The 17,774-nt window shown below is 70.3% G+C and carries 20 protein-coding genes; 4 read left to right on the top strand and 16 right to left on the bottom strand.

Annotated features, from left to right (window positions below; all coding sequences use genetic code 11):
* The first annotated feature begins 19 nt into the window (after window positions 1-19).
* Together G8A07_RS02155 and G8A07_RS02150 are read left to right on the top strand one after the other, a co-directional pair.
* Window positions 20-1,243, top strand: coding sequence for a TIGR04552 family protein (locus tag G8A07_RS02155; protein WP_195795495.1), 1,224 nt, complete (start codon window positions 20-22; stop codon window positions 1,241-1,243).
* On the top strand, window positions 1,240-1,872 hold the full coding sequence (locus tag G8A07_RS02150; RefSeq protein ID WP_195795494.1) for a histidine phosphatase family protein: 633 nt from the start codon (window positions 1,240-1,242) through the stop codon (window positions 1,870-1,872). Before G8A07_RS02155 ends, G8A07_RS02150 begins: the two co-directional genes overlap by 4 nt.
* 13 nt (window positions 1,873-1,885) lie before the next feature.
* Here the strand turns inward: G8A07_RS02150 and G8A07_RS02145 are convergent, their stop codons facing one another.
* The gene (locus tag G8A07_RS02145) at window positions 1,886-2,287 is read right to left on the bottom strand and encodes an NUDIX domain-containing protein (protein WP_195795493.1); all 402 of its coding nucleotides are present in this window, start codon (window positions 2,285-2,287) and stop codon (window positions 1,886-1,888) included.
* 14 nt (window positions 2,288-2,301) lie between these two features.
* Window positions 2,302-3,132 (bottom strand): cytochrome c, encoded by an 831-nt coding sequence (locus G8A07_RS02140; RefSeq protein WP_195795492.1) that lies wholly within the window; start codon window positions 3,130-3,132, stop codon window positions 2,302-2,304.
* A 101-nt stretch (window positions 3,133-3,233) separates the two neighbouring features.
* Between G8A07_RS02140 and G8A07_RS02135 the strand changes: the two genes are divergently transcribed.
* Both G8A07_RS02135 and G8A07_RS02130 read left to right on the top strand, forming a co-directional pair.
* A complete protein-coding gene (locus G8A07_RS02135; RefSeq protein WP_213086217.1) occupies window positions 3,234-4,436 on the top strand; it encodes an amidohydrolase family protein in 1,203 nt (400 codons plus the stop codon).
* Between the two features lie 29 nt (window positions 4,437-4,465).
* Window positions 4,466-4,849, top strand: a complete 384-nt coding sequence (locus G8A07_RS02130; protein ID WP_195795490.1) for a hypothetical protein — start codon at window positions 4,466-4,468, stop codon at window positions 4,847-4,849.
* A 75-nt stretch (window positions 4,850-4,924) separates the two neighbouring features.
* Here the strand turns inward: G8A07_RS02130 and G8A07_RS02125 are convergent, their stop codons facing one another.
* From G8A07_RS02125 to G8A07_RS02060, 14 genes are all read right to left on the bottom strand, one after another.
* Window positions 4,925-5,455, bottom strand: coding sequence for a porin family protein (locus tag G8A07_RS02125; protein ID WP_195795489.1), 531 nt, complete (start codon window positions 5,453-5,455; stop codon window positions 4,925-4,927).
* A 157-nt stretch (window positions 5,456-5,612) separates the two neighbouring features.
* Entirely contained in the window at window positions 5,613-6,215 is a 603-nt protein-coding gene (locus G8A07_RS02120) for a PleD family two-component system response regulator (RefSeq protein ID WP_195795488.1), read from the bottom strand.
* Between the two features lie 143 nt (window positions 6,216-6,358).
* On the bottom strand, window positions 6,359-7,063 hold the full coding sequence (aqpZ, locus tag G8A07_RS02115; RefSeq protein ID WP_195795487.1) for an aquaporin Z: 705 nt from the start codon (window positions 7,061-7,063) through the stop codon (window positions 6,359-6,361).
* A gap of 142 nt (window positions 7,064-7,205) precedes the next feature.
* Window positions 7,206-7,832, bottom strand: coding sequence for a LysE family translocator (locus G8A07_RS02110; RefSeq protein WP_249937196.1), 627 nt, complete (start codon window positions 7,830-7,832; stop codon window positions 7,206-7,208).
* 76 nt (window positions 7,833-7,908) lie between these two features.
* Window positions 7,909-8,496 (bottom strand): ClpP family protease, encoded by a 588-nt coding sequence (locus G8A07_RS02105; protein WP_195795485.1) that lies wholly within the window; start codon window positions 8,494-8,496, stop codon window positions 7,909-7,911.
* Window positions 8,497-8,572: 76 nt separating this feature from the next.
* On the bottom strand, window positions 8,573-8,902 hold the full coding sequence (locus G8A07_RS02100; protein ID WP_195795484.1) for a DUF6506 family protein: 330 nt from the start codon (window positions 8,900-8,902) through the stop codon (window positions 8,573-8,575).
* A gap of 71 nt (window positions 8,903-8,973) precedes the next feature.
* Window positions 8,974-9,726 carry a tetratricopeptide repeat protein gene (locus tag G8A07_RS02095; protein WP_195795483.1) on the bottom strand — a complete coding sequence of 251 codons (753 nt, stop codon included), beginning with the start codon at window positions 9,724-9,726 and terminating at the stop codon, window positions 8,974-8,976.
* A 109-nt stretch (window positions 9,727-9,835) separates the two neighbouring features.
* Window positions 9,836-11,341, bottom strand: a complete 1,506-nt coding sequence (locus tag G8A07_RS02090; RefSeq protein ID WP_195795482.1) for an amidase — start codon at window positions 11,339-11,341, stop codon at window positions 9,836-9,838.
* Window positions 11,342-11,348: 7 nt separating this feature from the next.
* Window positions 11,349-12,872 (bottom strand): ABC transporter substrate-binding protein, encoded by a 1,524-nt coding sequence (locus G8A07_RS02085; RefSeq protein WP_371816413.1) that lies wholly within the window; start codon window positions 12,870-12,872, stop codon window positions 11,349-11,351.
* Complete coding sequence (locus tag G8A07_RS02080; protein ID WP_195795481.1) at window positions 12,869-13,897, bottom strand: oligopeptide/dipeptide ABC transporter ATP-binding protein; 1,029 nt, start codon at window positions 13,895-13,897, stop codon at window positions 12,869-12,871. The genes G8A07_RS02085 and G8A07_RS02080 overlap by 4 nt, the downstream gene beginning before the upstream one ends.
* Window positions 13,890-14,861 carry an ABC transporter ATP-binding protein gene (locus G8A07_RS02075; RefSeq protein WP_195795480.1) on the bottom strand — a complete coding sequence of 324 codons (972 nt, stop codon included), beginning with the start codon at window positions 14,859-14,861 and terminating at the stop codon, window positions 13,890-13,892. The genes G8A07_RS02080 and G8A07_RS02075 overlap by 8 nt, the downstream gene beginning before the upstream one ends.
* Complete coding sequence (locus G8A07_RS02070; protein ID WP_195795479.1) at window positions 14,861-15,676, bottom strand: ABC transporter permease; 816 nt, start codon at window positions 15,674-15,676, stop codon at window positions 14,861-14,863. Before G8A07_RS02070 ends, G8A07_RS02075 begins: the two co-directional genes overlap by 1 nt.
* On the bottom strand, window positions 15,673-16,635 hold the full coding sequence (locus G8A07_RS02065) for an ABC transporter permease (protein ID WP_195795478.1): 963 nt from the start codon (window positions 16,633-16,635) through the stop codon (window positions 15,673-15,675). Before G8A07_RS02065 ends, G8A07_RS02070 begins: the two co-directional genes overlap by 4 nt.
* Window positions 16,632-17,369: a GntR family transcriptional regulator gene (locus tag G8A07_RS02060; RefSeq protein ID WP_195795477.1), complete on the bottom strand. Its 738-nt coding sequence runs from the start codon at window positions 17,367-17,369 to the stop codon at window positions 16,632-16,634. The genes G8A07_RS02065 and G8A07_RS02060 overlap by 4 nt, the downstream gene beginning before the upstream one ends.
* Window positions 17,370-17,774: the final 405 nt, after the last annotated feature.

Here is a 17,774-nt window from a genome sequence, read left to right as displayed (position 1 = left end):
ACCCCGCCCACCCAGCCCGATGCAAGACCTGCAGGCCTCGCTGAAAACCGAGCAGCGCTTCTCGCTGAACTGGACCTATCTGGACGCCATCGCGCGCGGCGTCTCCGTGATCGACCTGGGGGCGCTGGCGCTGCGCAATCTGCGCGACGCGCGCCAGTTCGCCCGCGAATATGGCTATGACGTCGAGCAGCCCGGCGTGCCGGACTATCTGCGCCGCACCCGGCGCGAGGCCCTGGACTTCGTGCGCGCGCAGTTCCTGCGGCCGGAGCAATGGGCGCTGCTGCCGCCCGAACTGAGCGACGATGCCAGCGACCCGCTGCAGCTGCTGGTGCAGGCCTCGCAGCATGCCCACCGCTTCGAGCCGACCCGGCTGTGGGCCTGCACCCTGCTGAAGGTGATGCACGGTCTGTTCTACATCGACAACAACCTCAAGCTGCGCCATTTCTCGACCATCCGCCAGCAGGTCTTCGCCGGCCTGGACGAGGTGATCCGCGGCGAGGGCGAGCGGCAGTATCTGACCGACGGCCGCATCTGCCTGCCCCTGGTGCATGTGGACCGCAAGCGCAACAAGGGCCGCCACAGCATCCTCCTGAAGCTGCTGCAAAAGCCCGAATATGTGGCGGCCGACATCCATGACCATCTGGGCGTGCGCCTGACCCTGAACACCCGCATGGAATGCCTGCTGGCGCTGGACCTGCTGCGCCGCGCGCATCTGGTGACCCTGACCAATCTGGAGATCAGCCGCACCCGCAACACCCTGGTGGACCTGCTGGCCGCCAAGGAGGTGTTCACCCGCCACCGCGCCGAGATCGACCGCAGCATCGGCTATCCCGAGACCCTGCTGCGCCAGATGGACCAGGAGCTGGCGGCCGCCGCACAACGCCAGACCCAGCGCGACAACCCGCACAGCGCGGCCGACTTCCAAAGCCTGCAGCTGACCGCGCGCAAGATGATCCACCTGCCCGCCGCGGCGCTCGGCCGGCAACCGGAAAGCGCCGAGGATCCGAACGAACGCCTGATCAACAGCGATGGCGATGTCAGCTTCTTCTTCGCCTACGAGATCCAGCTGCAGGACGCGGCCAGCTTCGAGCAGAGCCAGCAGGGCGCAGCCAGCCACGAGGCCTACAAGCGGCGCCAGATCCAGACCGCGCGCCGGCGCGTGCTGGGGCCGCAGCTGCTGGCCTGGCTGCAGGCGCAAGCCGGAGATGCCGACGAGGGCCGAACCGGCACAATCGGCGCATGAGCACAAGTCCCACCGAACTGCTGCTGATCCGCCATGGCGAGACCGACTGGAACCGCCGCCAGAGCTTCCAGGGCCAGATCGATGTGCCGCTGAACGAGCGCGGCCTGGCCCAGGCGCTGCGGGTTGGCGAGCGGCTGGCCGGCGAACGCTTCGACGCGCTGGTCGCCAGCGACCTGATCCGCACCCGCCAGACCGCCGCCCCGCTGGCCGAGGCGCAGCGGCTGGCACCCGCCTTCAGCGCCGAGCTGCGCGAGCAGGCCTTCGGCATCCTGGAGGGTCTGAGCTTCGACGACATCAAGGTCCGGCACCCGGACGAGTTCGCGCTCTGGGCGCGCCATGATCCCGACTACGCGCTGCCCGGCGGCGCGGAAAGCCGGCGCCGCTTCCATGAGCGCGTGATCGGCGCGCTGCAGGCGCTGGGCCACCAGCATCCGGGCGCGCGCCTGGCCGTCGTCACCCATGGCGGCGTGCTGGACATGGTGTGGCGCAGCGCCAGGAACCTGCCGCTGACGGGCCCGCGCGAATGCCCGATTCCGAACGCCGGCCTGAACCGGCTGCGCCTGGCGCCGGACGGCCGCTTCGAGATCCTCGCCTGGGGCGAGGACGCGCATGTGCGAGACCTGGCTTAATTAAGAAAGCGCCTCAGCCCGTACCCTGCAGCGCACGCCGGATCGAGGCGCGATAGCCCGCCGGCAGATTGGCCGGCAGCGCATCGGCGGCGAACAGGCCGATCTGCTTGTGCTCGTGGCTCAGCCGCGGCTCGAAACGCGCGCCCTCCCGCAGGCGGCAGCGATGCGTGACGATGAAGACATGGCGCGTGGGGATGACCTCGAACAGATAGCTGTCCAGCGGCGCGCCGACCTCGACCCGCAGGTCCAGCTCCTCCTCGATCTCGCGCGCCAGGCATTGCGGCACCGTCTCGCCCGGCTCCAGCCGGCCGCCCGGCAGCTCCCACTCGTCGCGCTCATTGAGCATCAGCACCAGCGCGCCGGCCGGCGAGCACAGCACGCCCTTGATCGAGACCGGATAGCGATCGCTGCTCATCCTGTGCTTCCTCCTCAGGGCTGCGCCACCGGCAGCGCGCGCAGATAGGTGTAGAGCTTTATCGCCAGCGCCTCGCGCTCGGCCGGCGCCAAGGTGTCGGGCAGCGGCGGCATCGCGGTGCCGGGCTTCACCGCGGCCGGCTCGATCAGCCAGCGCCGCCAGGCCGACTCGTCCAGCTGCTTGGCACGCAGCGCCAGGTTCAGCGGCATCTTGTCGCCGCCGAAGCCGTTGACCTGGTGGCAGCTCAGGCAGAACTTCTGCGCCTGCGCCGCCGCGTCCTCATGGCCCGCCGGCAGCCCGGCCGGCAGCAGGGCCAGGCGGCTGCTGGGCTTCAGCGCGATCTGCGCCACCTGGTAGGGCCACAGCGCCCCGCCCTCGGCCAGCAGCTCGGGCGCGCCGATGTTGTCCCACACCAGGTAATAGGGCCCCAGCTCGACCTGCTTCTCATGCTGCGCGACGTTGTCCACCTTGAAGGCGCTGCCGTCCTGGCGCGCGAACACCAGCCAGGCGCGGTACTTGGCGAAGCGCTCGACCGGGATGCGCGAGACAAAGCCGTCCAGCGCGCGGACCTCGACCTCCTGGCCCGGCGTCGCGTTCCAGCGCGGCCCCAGCCAGGCGGCCAGCAGGGCCGTGGCCGGCCAGCCGCGGTAGACCAGGCGCACCTCCTTGCCGCCGACGCTCAGGTGCGGCTCGACCACCGTGACGTCCCGGACCTCGGCCGCGACGCGCTCGCGCAGCGCGGCGGGCGCGGGCAGCGGATTCGCCGGCTGGGCCAGCGCGGGCCCGCCCAGCAGCAGCCCGCACAGCAGCGGCAGAACTCTTCTCAGCATCGGTCTTGCGGCCATGGTCTCGTCTCCTCCCTGGCGCCGCAGGTTAACGCAAGCCCGATGACGGGCGCCAGCCTCGCGAGATGGTGCACAGTTGGGGCATGACGAAAGACATGACGATGTTGCTGATACGCGGCGCGCGCCTGTGGGCCGGCATCGGCCGGGGCGCCGCGGCGCCGCAGGACCTGCTGCTGCGCGAGGGCCGGGTGGCCGCGATCGGCACGCGGCTGGACGCGCCGCCCGGCGCGGCGATCGAGGACGGCAGCGGCTGCCTGCTGCTGCCCGGTCTGGTCGATGCCCATGCCCATATCGACAAGACCCTGTGGGGTCAGCCCTGGCATCCGCACCGCGCCGGCCCCAGCCTGCGCGAGAAGATCGACAACGAACGCGCGGTGCTGCGCGAGCTGGGCCTGTCGCCCGAGCTGCAGAGCGAACGCCTGCTGCGCCACATGCTGGCGCGCGGCACCACGCACACGCGCACCCATGTCGACGTCGGGCCCGAGATCGGCCTGGCGCATTTCCACGGCGTGCGGGCGATGGCCGAGCGGCACCGGGCGCTGATGGACATCGAGATCGTCGCCTTCCCGCAGACCGGCGTGATGTGCGCGCCCGGCACCCTGGACCTGCTGGAGCAGGCCGCGCGCGAAGGTGCGCAGCTGATCGGCGGGCTGGACCCGATGGGCATGGACCGCGACCCCAAGGGCCAGCTGGACGGCCTGTTCGCGATCGCTGCACGCCATGGCTGCGGACTGGATATCCATCTGCACGACCGCGCCGACCTCGGCGCGGTGACCGTCGAGATGGTGGCCGAGCGCAGCCGCGCGCTGGGCCTGCGCGGCAAGGTGGCGCTGAGCCACGCCTTCTGCCTGGGTCAGGTCGAGCCGGCGCGGCTGGAGGGCCTGATCGAGCTGCTGCTGCGCGAGGACATCGCGGTGATGACCCATGCGCCCTCGGGGCCGACCGCCTTCCCGCCGGTGCGTCTGCTGGCCGAACGCGGCGTGCGCCTGTTCAGCGGCTCGGACGGCGTGCGCGACACCTGGAGCCCGCTGAACAACGGCGACATGCTGGAGCGTGCCTACCTGATCGCCTATCGCAGCGGCTTTCGCGACGACGCGGGCATCGAGCTGGCGCTGTCGATGTGCAGCTTCGGCGGCGCGCAGGCGATGGGCGCGCCGGGCTATGGCCTGGCGGTCGGCGACCGCGCCGATCTGCTGCTGGTCGAGGCCGAGACGGCGGCCGAGGCGGTGGTGATGCATCCACTGCGCCGGCTGGTGATCAAGGGCGGCCGGGTGGTCGCGCGCAACGGGCGCGCGCTGGTCTGAGCCGACAACAGGACGAGAAAGGATTCCCCATGGCGATCAGCTGGCTGACGGCGCTCAAGGCCGTGCCCTGGAGCGATGTGATCGAGGCGACGCCGGTGCTGGTCAAGGGCGCGCGCAAGCTGTTCAAGCGCAGCCAGGACGAGGCCGCTGAGCAGGAAACGGCCAGCAGCACCGAGCGGCCCCAGACCCTGGGTGAGGCGCTGGACCGGCTGCAGCGGCTGGAGGCCGAGCTGGCCCAGCTGAGCCGCCAGCAGGCCGACAGCGCGGCCCTGCTGCAGAGCCTGGCCGAGCAGAACGCGCGGCTGGTCGTGGCGATCGAGGGCCTGCGGCTGCGCGCGAAGCTGCTGCTGGGAGGCTGTGCCGCGCTGGGCGGCGGGCTGATCGCGCTGCTGGTGTGGCAGCTCGGCAGATGAAGAAGGCAAGCCCCCAAGAAAGAAAAAGCCCCGCTCAAGGCGGGGCTCAGGATCGTGCTTCTAGCGAAAGCCAGATCAGAAGGCGTAGACGGCGCCCAGGTTGAACTGGTTGATCTTGACGTCAAAGCGGTCGGCGCCCGAACCGATCGTGTTCTTGCCCAGGTTCACGTACTCGGCACGCAGCGACCAGTTCTTGTCGATGGCATAAGCACCACCGAAGCCGATCAGGGCCTTGTTCTTGTGCACGGACACGCTGACATTACCTTCGGACCAGTCCAGCGAGTTGCGGGCGTAGCCCAGGCGGCCATAGAGCGAGAACTCCTTGCTCAGCGGGAGAATGCCCAGCACCGAGGCGCTCAGCGAATTGGCGCTCAGCTTTTCGCCATCCAGGGTCCAGCGGCCCAGACGGCGCGCTTGCACTTCGAAGGCCACGTTCTCGTTCAGGCTGTAGCCCACGGTACCGCCGAAACCGGTGCGGCTGGACTTCTCGCCTTCCACCTTGAACTTGCTGGAGCCGATGTCACCACCGACGTACCAGGCGGAGCCGGCGGCCAGAGTTTGACCAGCGGCGATGGCGAGAGCGGCCAGCACAAATGCTTTCTTCATTGTTCAACTACCTTGTTCTATCTAGATCGTTACGGCCCCCCCTGCGAGAGCCGGCGCGGATGCTAGCAACAGTTCTTTACCAAGCAGCAAAGAACTGTTGTAGGTAGCATGAAAACCCGCCCCTGGGGGAGGTGTTCCGTGAAGAAAGCCCGGCGGATCAGTGCCGCATCGCGGCCAAAGTTTCGACGCGCTTGAGCAGCTCGCGGTCGTTCCAGGGCTTCTTGAACAGGCCGTACAGGCCCTGGATCTCGTGCACACGGGTGTGCAGCTCGTCGTGGCCGGTGATCGCGATGATCGGCAGGTTCTCGGTGGCCATGTCGCCCTGCACCGCGGCGATCAGCTCGAAGCCGTCCTTGTTGGGCATCTCCAGGTCGGTCACCAGTACCGCGAAATGCTGGCCGGCGGCCAGGGCCTCCAGCGCCTCGACCCCGTCCTTGGCCAGGGTGATACGGTAGCCGGCGCCCTCGAACAGCTTGCCCAGCTTGGCGCGCACCACCGCCGAATCGTCGACCAGCAGCAGATGGGCCGGGTCGTTGGACTTGACCGGCTGGGTCGGCTGGAAGGTCGGCGGCGGCGGCGTGGCCGGCACCGGTGCGGCAGCCGCAGCCGGCGGCGCGGCGGGCGGGCGCGGCGCCCGCGTGGCCACCTCGTCGTCATCGCCCCGGCGGCGGCTGATCACGATCACCACGATGGCCAGCGGCACCGCGATCAGCAGCGGCAGCAGATAGTGGCTCAGCAACTCCGGGACTTCAAAAGGCATGTGGGCTCTCTTTGCTCGGCACGGCGCGGCAAGACCACCATGGAGATGGCCGGCCGCCTGGGGCGGACCGCCAATCTACCATCAGCCCATGACCGGCACAGCGCGGAAAAGCCCGCGTTTGGCCGGCCGGCCGGCCCCGCGCTTCAGCCCTGGCGGCCGTCGCCGCCGACCGCCCGGTAGGCCACCGCGCCCAGCACCGCGCCGATGATCGGCGCCACCCAGAACAGCCACAGCTGCTGCACCGCCCAGCCGCCCACGTAGAGCGCCACGCCGGTGCTGCGCGCCGGGTTCACCGAGGTGTTGGTGACCGGGATCGAGATCAGGTGGATCAGGGTCAGGGCCAGGCCGATCGCGATCGGCGCGAAGCCGGCCGGCGCGCGCTTGTCGGTCGCGCCCAGGATGATGATCAGGAAGAAGGCGGTCATCACCACCTCGCAGACCAGGGCCGCCACCAGGCCATAGCCGCCCGGCGAATGCTCGCCGAAGCCGTTCGAGGCGAAGCCGGCGCCGACATCGAAGCCGGCCTTGCCGCTGGCGATCAGGTAGAGCACGCCACCGGCCGCCAGACCGCCCAACACCTGGGCGATGATGTAGGGCAGCAGCTGCGAGGCCGGGAAGCGCCCGCCGGCCCACAGGCCGACCGAGACCGCCGGGTTGAAATGCCCGCCCGAGATATGGCCCACCGCATAGGCCATCGTCAGCACGGTCAGGCCGAAGGCCAGCGACACGCCATGCAGGCCGATACCCACATTCGGGAAGGCCGCCGCCAGCACCGCGCTGCCACAACCGCCCAGGACCAGCCAGAAGGTCCCCAGGAACTCGGCGCCATATTGCTTGCTACTACTCATATCGTCTCTACCTCCGCTAGGTTGCCGGGCCGCGCGACTGCGCCCCGATGCGCGGCATCATGGAGCGAGCGGTGTGACAAGACAAGCTGCGGTTTGTCCCCTGCGCAGGGGCCAGGTCTTGCTGCGGACGGCGGCCTGCTGCTTACTTGTCGGACAACAGCAGCCGCACGCCCAGCAGCGCCAGCACCGCGCCGCTCAGGCGGTCCAGCGTGGTCTTGGCGCGCAGATAGCGCTGCCGCGGCCCGGCGGCCGACAGGGCCAGCGCCACCAGCAGGTACCAGCCGCCCTCCAGCAGCAGCACCGCGGGCGGCAGGGTCAGGCTCAGCGCCAGCGACGGGCTGGCGGGCAGCAGGGCCGCGAAGATCACGCCGTACTGCACGATGGCCTTCGGGTTGCCGAGCATGGTGCCGGCGCCCAGCAGGAAATGACGCAGCCATTGCCCGGTGCGATCCGCCGTCCCGGCAGCGCTTGTCGCGTCGACGGCCAGCGGTGCACGCGCGCCGCGCCAGATCTGCCAGCCCAGATAGAGCAGATAGAGGCCGCCAACCACCTTCAGGCCCAGATAGACCAGCGGCAGCTTGATCAGCAGCGCATGCAGGCCCAACAGAGCCAGCAAGGCCAGCACCATCGCGCCGATCGCCATGCCCAGCGCCGACGCCACGCCGGCGGTGCGCGAGACGCCGACCGCCGTGCGCGCCACCAGCAGAAAGCTGGGTCCCGGGCTGACCACACCGACCAGCAGCACGGCCAGGATCCCCATCAGTGACATCACGGTTTCCATTGCGTTCCTTTTCTATGGCCAAGGTCAGATCTGATCGAACCTCGGCAGGAACACAAGGAAAGATTCAGCCCAGATCCTGCTGCCGCTCGATCACGCGCGAGGCGATGCCGTATTCAATCGCTTCTTCGGCGCTCAGCCAATGGTCACGTTCCATGTCGGCCTGCACGCGCTCAAGCTTCTGGCCGGTCTGGGTCGCGATCACCTTGGCGATGCGCTCGCGGGTGCGCAGGATCTCGCGCGCCTGGATCGCGATGTCGGAAGCCTGGCCGCCAGCGCCGCCCGCGGGCTGGTGGATCATGAAGCGGGTGTTGGGCAGGCAGACGCGGCGCTCCTTCGGCGGCGCCAGGAAGATATGCGCGCCGGCGCTGGCCACCCAGCCGGTGCCGACCGTCGTCACCGGCGCGTTCACGAAGCGGATCATGTCGTGGATCGCGTCGCCCGATTCCACATGGCCGCCCGGCGAGGAGATCAGCAGGGTGATCGGCTTGTCCGACTCGGCCGCCAGCGCCAGCAGGCGGCGGCAGGTGGCATGGGCTATGGTGTCGGTGATCTCGCCGAACAGCAGCACGAAGCGCGACTTGAAGGCGAGCTGGGCCTCCAGGTTGTCGGGACGTTCGCTGCTGCTAGGAGTCTCGGGGGTTTGCTGGCTCATGATGATGGGCTCCTGAAGATATTGATATTGCAGATTTCTCAATGAGGGCGATTGTGGGTCATCCGGGACGGCATCGTCAGACTTCGGGGGAAGAAGAAGCAAACACGCCGGCCAGCTTGGCGATCGACGCGCCGCCCGCGTAACCGACGGTGCCGACCGGCACCCGGCCGCCGATGGCGGCGATCACCTGGCCGGCCCATTCGGGTTCGAAGCCGCCGCACAGCTCGATGAACTGCGCCCCTGCCTCGACCAGCTCCACCGCCACCGGCACCGCCGCCGGCACCGCCGCCGCGGGTTCCGGCACCGCGACCACCACGCTGCGCACGCCGCCACGCTCGATCACGAGCCGATCGATGTGCGGGTCGGTCTCGGGTGCTTCGAAGATGAAGGCCCAGCTGATCGTCATGGGTGTGCTCCCGTTCTGCTCGGAAGCACAAGCTTAGCGGGCATCGATCGGCGATGCCTTTTGCACCAGCCTCAGGAGGCCTGACGCGCCGCCCGCAACCTCCGCAACACCGGCTCGTTCAGCTCGCGGCTCATCTTGTTCCAATGCCGGGTGATGCGTTCGATCTCAGCCTGCAGGCGCTGCGCGGTGGCCTGGTCGCCGATGCCCAGAGCCCAGATCGCGTATTCGGCATGGGCCTCGAAGGTGCCGTGGCGGGACAGGGCCTCCTCGAAGGCGGCGCGGGCCTCGTCGCGGTGGTGACCGTCCAGTGCAGCCAGGCAGCGGGCCCGCAGCACCGCGATCTGATCGGCGCGGAAGTCGGCGCGCTCGCGGCGCAGCGCCTCCAGATGGGCCAGGGCCTCGACCGGGCGGCCGCTATCGGCGAAGGCGCGCGCGGCGCCCAGGCGGATGTCGGGATCGGAGGCGAACGGCCCCTTCAGGCAGGCCTCGTACTGCGTGGCCGCCTCCGCGGCCTGGCCGTTGTCCAGCAGCGCGGCGGCCAGATCCATCTGGTGCTGGGCGGTCGGGGTGGCGTCGAAGCGCTCGCGGGCCTCGCGCACCGCGCGGCCCGGATCCAGACTGCGCGCGGCGGCCGACAGGGTTTTGCGCGCGCCGCGCTCCAGCCGCGAGTTGGGCAGGTAGATCACGAAGAAATACACCAGGCTGCCCAGCAGCGGGAAGGCGAACAGGATGAACAGCCAGTAGAGCTGTTGACCGCTGCGCACGACATGGACGGCGCAGAACAGCGCAAACAGGATATGAAGGCCGAGCCCGGCGAATGGCATGTTCTTTCCTCCCTGAAAGATGACGGTCGCCGGCCCGCGCTTGTTTTCTTTTCTGACATGCGTCGGGTCCGGCGGTGAAGCGCCATCCTAACCGCGCCCGGCGCGCCGCTCAGCGATAGCCGCTGCGCCCGCGGTTCGCCATCGGGTTGCCGCGCCGGATCACCAGCGACTCGCCCGCACCTTCATCCGTGTCCTCCTCGGGCGGCAGCGGCCAGTCGCGCTGCGGGCCGCGCAGTTGCTCGAAGGCCCGGGCCAGGCGCAGCACGCCCAGGTCGTCGAAACGCTGGCCAATGAGCTGCAGGCCGATCGGTAGGCCGTCCTTCGCGGTGTAGCCGCAGTTGATGCTGGCGGCCGGCTGCTCGCTCATGTTGTAGGGCAGGGTGAAGGCGATGTGCTCGAAGGGGCGCTGCGGGTCGTTGATCGGGCTGGCCCATCCGGCCGGGAAGGCGGTGATCGGCGCGGTGGGCGACAGCACATAGTCAAAGGGCTGGCAGGCCGCCACCGCGGCCTCGCGCAGCGCGGCCATCTGGCTGTAGCCGTGGAACAGCTCGGCGGCGCCCAGGTTCGCGCCGGTCGAGACCCAGTCGCGGATATAGGGCAGCACCTTCGCGCGGCGCTCGGCCGGCAGGGCCGAGATGTCCAGCCAGGAGCGCATGCGCCAGAAGCGGTCCAGCCCGTCGATCATCGCGCGGGTGCTGAAGCCGGGCATCGGCTCGACCCGCGCGCCGGCCTGCTCGAACAGGCGCGCCGCCGCCTGCACCGCGGCGCGCGTCTCGGCATCGACGGGCAGGCCCCAGCCGGCGTCCAGCATCAGCCCGATGCGCAGCCCCCGCAGGTCCAGGCCGTCCTCCAGCGCCAGCCAGTCGATGTCCTGCGCCGGCAGGCTGGTGGTGTCGCGCCAGTCGGGGCGGGCCAGTGCGGCCATCATCACCGCGGCATCCTCGACGCTGCGCGTCATCGGCCCGGCGACGCGGCCGGCATAGGGCGGCTTGATCGGGATGCGGCCCAGGCTGGGCTTCAGGGTGAACAGCCCGCACCAGGCGGCCGGCAGACGCACCGAGCCGCCGATGTCGGTGCCCAGGTGCAGCGGGCCGTAGCCGGCCGCGGCGGCCGCGGCGGCGCCGGCGCTGGAACCGCCGGGGTTCCGGTCCAGGGCCCAGGGATTGCGGGTCAGCGCATGGAAGCTGGAGAGGCCGGAGCTGAGCATGCCGTAGTCCGGCATCGTGGTCTTGGCCAGCAGCAGCGCGCCGACCTCACGCAGCCGCGCGGCCGGCGGCGCGTCCTCGGCCGCCGGCACCAGCTCGGTGGCCGCGCTGCCCAGCGGCACCGGCGTGCCGCGGGTCGCGATGTTCTCCTTCAGGGTGACCGGCACGCCGTCGAGGGTCAGGCCTTGCGCATTGGTGATCGGCTCGCCGCGCAGCCAGCGCGCCTCCGAGGCGCGCGCCTGCTCCAGCACGGCCTCCGGCTCGAAGGCATAGAGCGCATGCAGATGCGGTTCCCAGCGCGTCACATGCTCCAGGAGCGAGCGCGCCACCTCCAGCGGCGAGAAGTCCCGGCCGCGATAGCCCTCGACCAGCGCCAGCGCGCCCAGCTCGTGCAGCGGCTTTTCGCTCATCGGAGGCTCACTCCCAGCTCAGGGTCGACAGGTCGTTGACGAAGATCGGCATGCTGGTCCATAGGCCCTTGACCTGGCGTTTCGCCACCGTGATCCAGACCGGCTGATAGAGCCAGGTGTTGACCGCGTCGCGCGCCAGCAGGCGCTGCGCATCGCCCAGCAGCTTCAGGCGCTCGGGCTCGCGCGGGCTGTTGTTGATCCTGTCGAACAGCTGGTTGAACTCCGCGCTCTCATAGCCCCAGTAGTAGCCGGGCTTGGCGTAGTTGGCCAGGTCGAAGGGCTCGACATGGGAAATGATCGACAGGTCGTAGTTGCGGTTCGTGTAGACGCCGGACAGCCATTGCGCCCATTCGACGTTCTCGATCTTGGCGGTGATGCCCACCTTGGCCAGCTGCGCGGCCACCACCTCGCCGCCCTGGCGCGCATAGGGCGTCGGCGGCAGCTTCAGGCTCAGCTCCAGCGGCGCGCTCACGCCGGCCTCCTTCAGCAGCGCGCGCGCCTTGGCCGGGTCGAAGGGGCTGGCCGCGGTCAGGTCCACATAGCCGGGTGCGCCCGGCACGTAATGGCTGCCGATCGGCACGCCGAAGCCGTCGGCCGCGGCCTCGATCACCGCCTTGCGGTCGATCGCCAGCGCGATCGCGCGGCGCACCCGCACATCGTCGAGCGGCTTCTTCCTGTTGTTGATCGCGACAATGGTCTTGGCGCGCGAGCCGGCCTGGATCACCTGGAAGCGCTTGGGGCTTTGCTGGAACTGCGCCAGGCTGCGCGCCGCCGCCACGCGCGGGAAGGCGTCCACATCGCCGGACAGCAGGGCCGCGACCTGGGCCGCCGGGTCGCCGATGAAGCGGAATGTCACGCGCTTGAGCTTCACCGCGCCAGCGGCTCGGTAGCCCTCCCATTTGCCCAGGGTGACGCTGGCGCCCTTGGCCCAAGCGTCCAGCTTGTAGGGGCCGGTGCCGACCGGCTGGGTGGCGTTCTTCTCGGCGCTCCTGGGCTCGACGATCGCGGCGGTGGCCTGACCGATCAGGAACAGGAAATCCGGCTCGATGGTCTTCAGCCCGATCACCACGGTATGCGGATCGGGCGTGCCGACGAAGGCCATGCTGGCGAACAGGCGCTTGTCCTTGTTGCTGCTCTTGTCGGAGGCGGCGCGCTCGAAGCTGAACTTCACCGCGGCCGCGTCGAAGGGCTCGCCGTTCTGGAACTTCACGCCACGCCTGAGCTTGAAGGTCCAGGTCTTCAGGTCCGGCGAGACCTCCCAGCTCTCGGCCAGCAGCGGGCTGACCTTGCCGTCCGCGCCGATCTTTGTCAGGGTCTCGAAGATGTTGTAGTGCACGATCTCGGCGATCGCCGAGGCCGCGCCGGCGGTCGGGTCCAGGCCGGGCGGCTCCAGGGTCATCGCCAGCACCAGGCTGCCGTCCTTGCGCGCCTGCGCCTGGGCGGCCGGTGCGGCGGCCAGCAGGGCCGAGGCGACGCTGGCGGCGCCCATCGCCGACCACAGCAGCAGTGCTTGTCTTCTCGTCTTCTTCATGGCGAAGCCTCCTCCAGATGAACCACGCGATGGCGCAGTATCGCCTCGGCATGGTGGCAGGCGGCCTGTTGCCCGCCGCCCAGCGCACGCAGGCCCGGCGCCTCGGCCAGGCAGCGCGGCGTGGCATGCGGGCAGCGCGCGGCATAGTCGCAGCCGGTGCCGGGTCTTGCCTGGGCCGCCAGCGGCGCAGCTGCCGCCGGCCTGCGCCGCCGCGCGCCCGGCCGCGCCTGCGGCACCGCATCCAGCAGCGCCTGGGTATAGGGATGGGCCGCCAGGCGGAACAGCGCCTCCGGGCTGCCCTGCTCCACCACGCGGCCGCGATACAGCACCAGGATCTCGTCGCAGACATGGTCGACAACCGCCAGGTCATGGCTGATCAGCAGATAGCTCAGCCGGAAACGCTGGCGCAGCTCGGCCAGCAGGTTCAGCACCTGGGCCTGCACCGAGACGTCCAGCGCGCTGACCGGCTCGTCGGCCACCACCAGGGCCGGCCGCGTGACGATGGCACGCGCGATCGCGATGCGCTGGCGCTGGCCGCCGGAGAACTCGTGCGGATACTTGTCCAGGTCCGCCTCGCGCAGGCCCACCGCCAGCACCGTTTCCAGCACGCGCTCGCGCTGCGCGGCCGCGCCCAGCCCGGTCAGGCTGGCCAGCGGCTCGGCGACGATGCGGCCGACCTGGCGGCGCGGGTCCAGCGAGCCGTAGGGGTCCTGGAACACCATCTGCAGGCGGGCGCGGGCGAGGCGCAGCTCCTCGGGCGCCAGCGCCAGCAGGTCGCGGCCATCCAGCAAGACCTGGCCCCCATCCCGCTGATGCGGCTCGTCCAGCGCCATCACCGCCCGCGCCAGGGTGCTCTTGCCCGAGCCCGATTCGCCGACGATGCCCAGCGAGCGCCCGGCCGGCAGGCGCAGGCTGATATCGCGCAGCGCCTGCATGCGCGGCACAGGCCCGAACAAGCGCTCGCGCGGCAGGCGGTAATGCCGGCTCAGCCCGCGCAGCTCTAGCAAGGGGGTCGGTTCAGCCATCGGCCAGGGCCTCCGCCAGATGGACGCAGCGCGCGTCGTGGCCCGGACCGAGCGGCCGCGCCGCGGGCCGCGCGGCCGCGCAGTCCGCGGTCGCCAGTGCGCAGCGTGGCGCGAAGGGGCAGCCGGGCGGCATCTCGTGCAGGCCCGGCACGCTGCCGGGGATCGCGCGCAAGGCCTGACCCCGTGCCGAGCCCAGGCGCGGCCGCGCGGCCATCAGGCCCTGGGTGTAGGGATGCCCCATGCGCTCGAACACGGCCGCGCTGGGGCCGCGCTCGACCACCGTGCCGCCGTACATCACCAGCATCGAGGCGACGTTCTCGGCGATCACGCCCAGGTCGTGCGAGATCAAGAGCAGGGCCATGCCGCGCTCCTCGACCAGCTCGGCCAGCAGGTCCAGGATCTGCGCCTGCACGGTGACGTCCAGCGCGGTGGTCGGCTCGTCGGCGATCAGCAGCGCCGGCTCGCAGGCCAGCGCCATCGCGATGCCGACCCGCTGGCGCTGGCCGCCGGACAGCTCATGCGGATAGGCCGCCAGGCGCCGCCGCGCGTCCGGCAGTCCGACCCGCTCCAGCAGGGTCAGCGCGCGGCCCTCGGCCTCGTGCCGGCTCAAGCCCAGGTGCAGGCGCAGCGGCTCGGCCACCTGGCGGCCGATCGGGTGCAGCGGGTTCAGCGCCGTCATCGGCTCCTGGAACACCATCGCCAGGCGCCGGCCGCGCAGGCCGGCCAACGCACGCTCCGACAGGGTCAGCAAGTCCTGACCCTCGAAAAGCACGCGGCCGCTGGCCCTGGCGCCCTCCGGCAGCAGGCCCATCAGCGCCAGCGCGCTCAGGGATTTGCCGCTGCCCGATTCGCCGATCAGGCCCAGGGTGTCGCCGCGCGCCAGCGCAAAGTCGATGCCGCGCACGGCCTCGGCCGGGCCCTGCGGCGTGGCGAGCGTGATGCGCAGGTCTTCGACTTCCAACATCAGCGCGCCCTCGCCAGCTTCGGGTCCAGGATGTCGCGCAGCCCGTCGCCCAGCAGGTTCAGCCCCAGCACCGCCAGCATGATGGCCAGGCCCGGGAACACCGCCAGCAGCGGCGCCTGGAACAGAAGAGTCTGGGCCTCGGCCAGCATGCGGCCCCAGCTGGGCGCGGGCGGCTGCGTGCCCAGGCCCAGATAGGACAGCGCGGCCTCGGCCAGGATGGCCAGCGCGAACTGGATCGTCGCCTGCACGATCAGCACCGGCGCGATGTTCGGCAGCACATGCTCCCAGCTGATGCGCCAGGGCCCCTTGCCGCAGGCGCGCGCGGCCAGCACATAGTCGCGCGCCCATTGCTGGCGCGCCGCGGCGCGGGTGATGCGGGCGAAGGTCGGGATGTTGTGCAGGCCGATCGCGACGATCGCATTGACGATGCCCGGCCCGGCCACCGCGCTCAGCATGATGGCCAGCAGGATGGCCGGAAAGGCGAAGCTGAAGTCGGTCAGGCGCATCAGCGCCTCCTCCACCCAGCCGCGCCGCGCCGCCGCCCACAAGCCGAGCAGCAGGCCCGCGGCCAGGCCGATGCCGACCGCGATCACGCCGACCAGGATGGAGTTGCGCGCGCCGACCAGGATCAGGCTCAGCACGTCGCGGCCCAGCGTGTCCGTGCCCAGCCAATGCCGCGCGCTGGGCGGCTGCAGCTTGGCGGCCATGTCGATCTCGTAGGGCGGCCAGGGCGTCCAGACCAGGGACAGCGCCGCCGCGGCCAGCACCAGGCCGCACAGCAGCGCGCCGACAAGGAAACTGCGATGCCGGGTCATAACTCTGAGGTCTTGATGCGCGGATCGATCCAGGCGTACAGCACATCGACCACGAAGTTGACGACGATCACCATCACCGCGAGCAGCAGCACGCAGTTGCGCACCACGATCAGGTCGCGGTTGGCGATCGACTGGAAGATCAGCCGGCCCAGGCCCGGCAGGTAGAACACGTTCTCGACCACGATGGTGCCGGCCAGCAGGTTGGCGAACTGCAGGCCCATCACGGTCAGCACCGGGATCATCGCGTTGCGCAAGGCATGACCCCAGAGCGCGCGGCGCTTCGACAGGCCCTTGGCGCGCGCGGTGCGCATGAAGTCCTCGCGCAGCACCTCCAGCATCGCCGAGCGGGTGATGCGCGCCAGGATCGCAGCCTGCACCACGGCCAGCGCCAGCGCCGGCAGGATCAGCGCCTGCAGCGCCGGCCAGAAGCCGCCGCCGGCGTCCTCGCTCCAGCCCGGGAAGCCGCCGGCCGACAGCCATTGCAGCTTCACCGCGAACAAGAGGATCAGCAGGATCGCGAACCAGAAGCTGGGCACCGCGATGCCCAGCTGGCTGATCAGCATCACGCCCATGTCACCCGGCCTGCCGTGGCGCGCCGCGGCGTAGATGCCGGTGGAGAGCGCGATCGCGGTGGTCAGCGCCATCGCCAGCAAGGCCAGCGGCACGGTCAGCGCCAGGCGCTCCAGCACCAGCTCGGCCACCGGCGTGCTGTAGGCATAGGACAGGCCCATGTCCAGCCGCGCCAGGCCGGCCAGCCATTGCAGATAGCGCTGCCAGGCCGGCTGGTTCAGCCCCAGCTTCTCGGCCAGCGCCGCCACCGCGTCGGGCGCGGCGTCCGGTCCCATCAGCAGCTGCGCGGCATTGCCGGGCAGGATCTCCAGCACCGCGAACACCAGCGCGGAGGCGGCCAGCAGGGTCAGGATCAGCGTGCCCAGGCGGCGCGCCAGGAAGATCGTCATGCGGCCGTCGCGTGGCGCGCGGCCGCGCTAGCGGCGGCCTCCTCGGCGATCTCCGCCCGCAGGCAGCGGATCGTGGCCTGGATATGCAGGCGGCCCAGCCGCTCGGCCAGCTCGCCGTCACCGGCGGCGATCGCCTCGACGATGCGCTGGTGCTCCTGGATCGCCGGCCCCGCGCGGTCCTGGCTGATCAGCACCGCGGGCGCGAACACCTGCGAGGTCTTGCGCACCAGGGCCAGCTGGGCCGAGAGGAATTCGTTGTCGGCCAGCTCGACGATGGCCACATGCAGCTCGACGTTCAGCCGCGTGTACTCGGCCGGCCGCCAGGGGTCCAGGGTATGGCGCTGCGCCTCGATGATCGGCACCAGCAGCGCCCGCGCGCGGTCTGACGCGCGCTCGGCCGCCTGGCGCGCGGCCAGGCCGTCCAGCATCTCGCGCAGCGCATAGGCATTCAGCAGCCGGGTGCGGTCGGCGCGCGCGACGCTGACGCCGCGCACCCCGTCGGCCTCCACCAGGCCCTCGCTCTGCAGCATGCGCAGCGCCTCGCGCAGCGGCGTGCGGCTGACCTTCAGGTCCTCGGACAGCTGCACCTGGCGCAGCAGTTCGCCCGGCGGGTAGAAGCCGGTATAGATGCGCTGCCGCAGCACGCGGGCGACCTCGTCCACCAGACGCACCCGGCTTTGCCATTCGAAGGCCTCGCCGCCATCACCGCCACTGCTGCTGTTACTGCTGCTCATCACCGTTCACCATCACCACCATGTCCGCACGGCCCGTCATTGCGGCCCCATTTGCCGGGGCGCCATTCTGACCGCATCCGGGACGGTTTTCGGGGTCGGTTGACGGCCCGCCGCCAAGCGCCCTGGATTCTGGATACAGAGTACAGAGCACCGTCAGGCCTGGGCTCAGGCAAAACCAGAACCCTGCTTGTACCGCATCGGGCGGCCGATGCCCGCGGCGTCGCGGGTTCACGGGACAGGTAAGGCCACGGACAGTCGCGCCGATGGCATCCCTAGTTATAGGGACAGTTAGCGTGGTTTCATATCAAAACCTCATGGGCCGACGCCAAAAAGTAATTCCGGACGCTGGTTAGCCCTAGGCTTGGTTTTTCACGGCTTTGCCAAGATTTACACAACCAATACCAG

Origin of the sequence: Roseateles sp. DAIF2, from assembly GCF_015624425.1 — a bacterium.
Taxonomy (GTDB): Bacteria; Pseudomonadota; Gammaproteobacteria; order Burkholderiales; family Burkholderiaceae_C; genus Kinneretia.
The sequence above is the reverse complement of the archived record's forward strand: the minus strand, read 5'-3'. Positions and strand labels throughout refer to the sequence as shown.

Excerpts from the sequence above, each read along its gene's own strand:
- G8A07_RS02130 (WP_195795490.1), top strand. The coding sequence starts at position 4,466 with ATGGCGATCAGCTGGCTGACGGCGCTCAAGGCCGTGCCCTGGAGCGAT.
- aqpZ (WP_195795487.1), bottom strand. The coding sequence starts at position 7,063 with ATGAGTAGTAGCAAGCAATATGGCGCCGAGTTCCTGGGGACCTTCTGG.
- G8A07_RS02145 (WP_195795493.1), bottom strand. The coding sequence starts at position 2,287 with ATGAGCAGCGATCGCTATCCGGTCTCGATCAAGGGCGTGCTGTGCTCG.
- G8A07_RS02060 (WP_195795477.1), bottom strand. The coding sequence starts at position 17,369 with ATGAGCAGCAGTAACAGCAGCAGTGGCGGTGATGGCGGCGAGGCCTTC.
- G8A07_RS02075 (WP_195795480.1), bottom strand. The coding sequence starts at position 14,861 with ATGTTGGAAGTCGAAGACCTGCGCATCACGCTCGCCACGCCGCAGGGC.
- G8A07_RS02140 (WP_195795492.1), bottom strand. The coding sequence starts at position 3,132 with ATGGCCGCAAGACCGATGCTGAGAAGAGTTCTGCCGCTGCTGTGCGGG.
- G8A07_RS02100 (WP_195795484.1), bottom strand. The coding sequence starts at position 8,902 with ATGACGATCAGCTGGGCCTTCATCTTCGAAGCACCCGAGACCGACCCG.
- G8A07_RS02155 (WP_195795495.1), top strand. The coding sequence starts at position 20 with ATGCAAGACCTGCAGGCCTCGCTGAAAACCGAGCAGCGCTTCTCGCTG.
- G8A07_RS02105 (WP_195795485.1), bottom strand. The coding sequence starts at position 8,496 with ATGAGCCAGCAAACCCCCGAGACTCCTAGCAGCAGCGAACGTCCCGAC.
- G8A07_RS02120 (WP_195795488.1), bottom strand. The coding sequence starts at position 6,215 with ATGCCTTTTGAAGTCCCGGAGTTGCTGAGCCACTATCTGCTGCCGCTG.
- G8A07_RS02110 (WP_249937196.1), bottom strand. The coding sequence starts at position 7,832 with ATGTCACTGATGGGGATCCTGGCCGTGCTGCTGGTCGGTGTGGTCAGC.
- G8A07_RS02070 (WP_195795479.1), bottom strand. The coding sequence starts at position 15,676 with ATGACCCGGCATCGCAGTTTCCTTGTCGGCGCGCTGCTGTGCGGCCTG.
- G8A07_RS02065 (WP_195795478.1), bottom strand. The coding sequence starts at position 16,635 with ATGACGATCTTCCTGGCGCGCCGCCTGGGCACGCTGATCCTGACCCTG.
- G8A07_RS02095 (WP_195795483.1), bottom strand. The coding sequence starts at position 9,726 with ATGCCATTCGCCGGGCTCGGCCTTCATATCCTGTTTGCGCTGTTCTGC.
- G8A07_RS02150 (WP_195795494.1), top strand. The coding sequence starts at position 1,240 with ATGAGCACAAGTCCCACCGAACTGCTGCTGATCCGCCATGGCGAGACC.
- G8A07_RS02090 (WP_195795482.1), bottom strand. The coding sequence starts at position 11,341 with ATGAGCGAAAAGCCGCTGCACGAGCTGGGCGCGCTGGCGCTGGTCGAG.
- G8A07_RS02080 (WP_195795481.1), bottom strand. The coding sequence starts at position 13,897 with ATGGCTGAACCGACCCCCTTGCTAGAGCTGCGCGGGCTGAGCCGGCAT.
- G8A07_RS02135 (WP_213086217.1), top strand. The coding sequence starts at position 3,234 with ATGTTGCTGATACGCGGCGCGCGCCTGTGGGCCGGCATCGGCCGGGGC.
- G8A07_RS02125 (WP_195795489.1), bottom strand. The coding sequence starts at position 5,455 with ATGAAGAAAGCATTTGTGCTGGCCGCTCTCGCCATCGCCGCTGGTCAA.
- G8A07_RS02085 (WP_371816413.1), bottom strand. The coding sequence starts at position 12,872 with ATGAAGAAGACGAGAAGACAAGCACTGCTGCTGTGGTCGGCGATGGGC.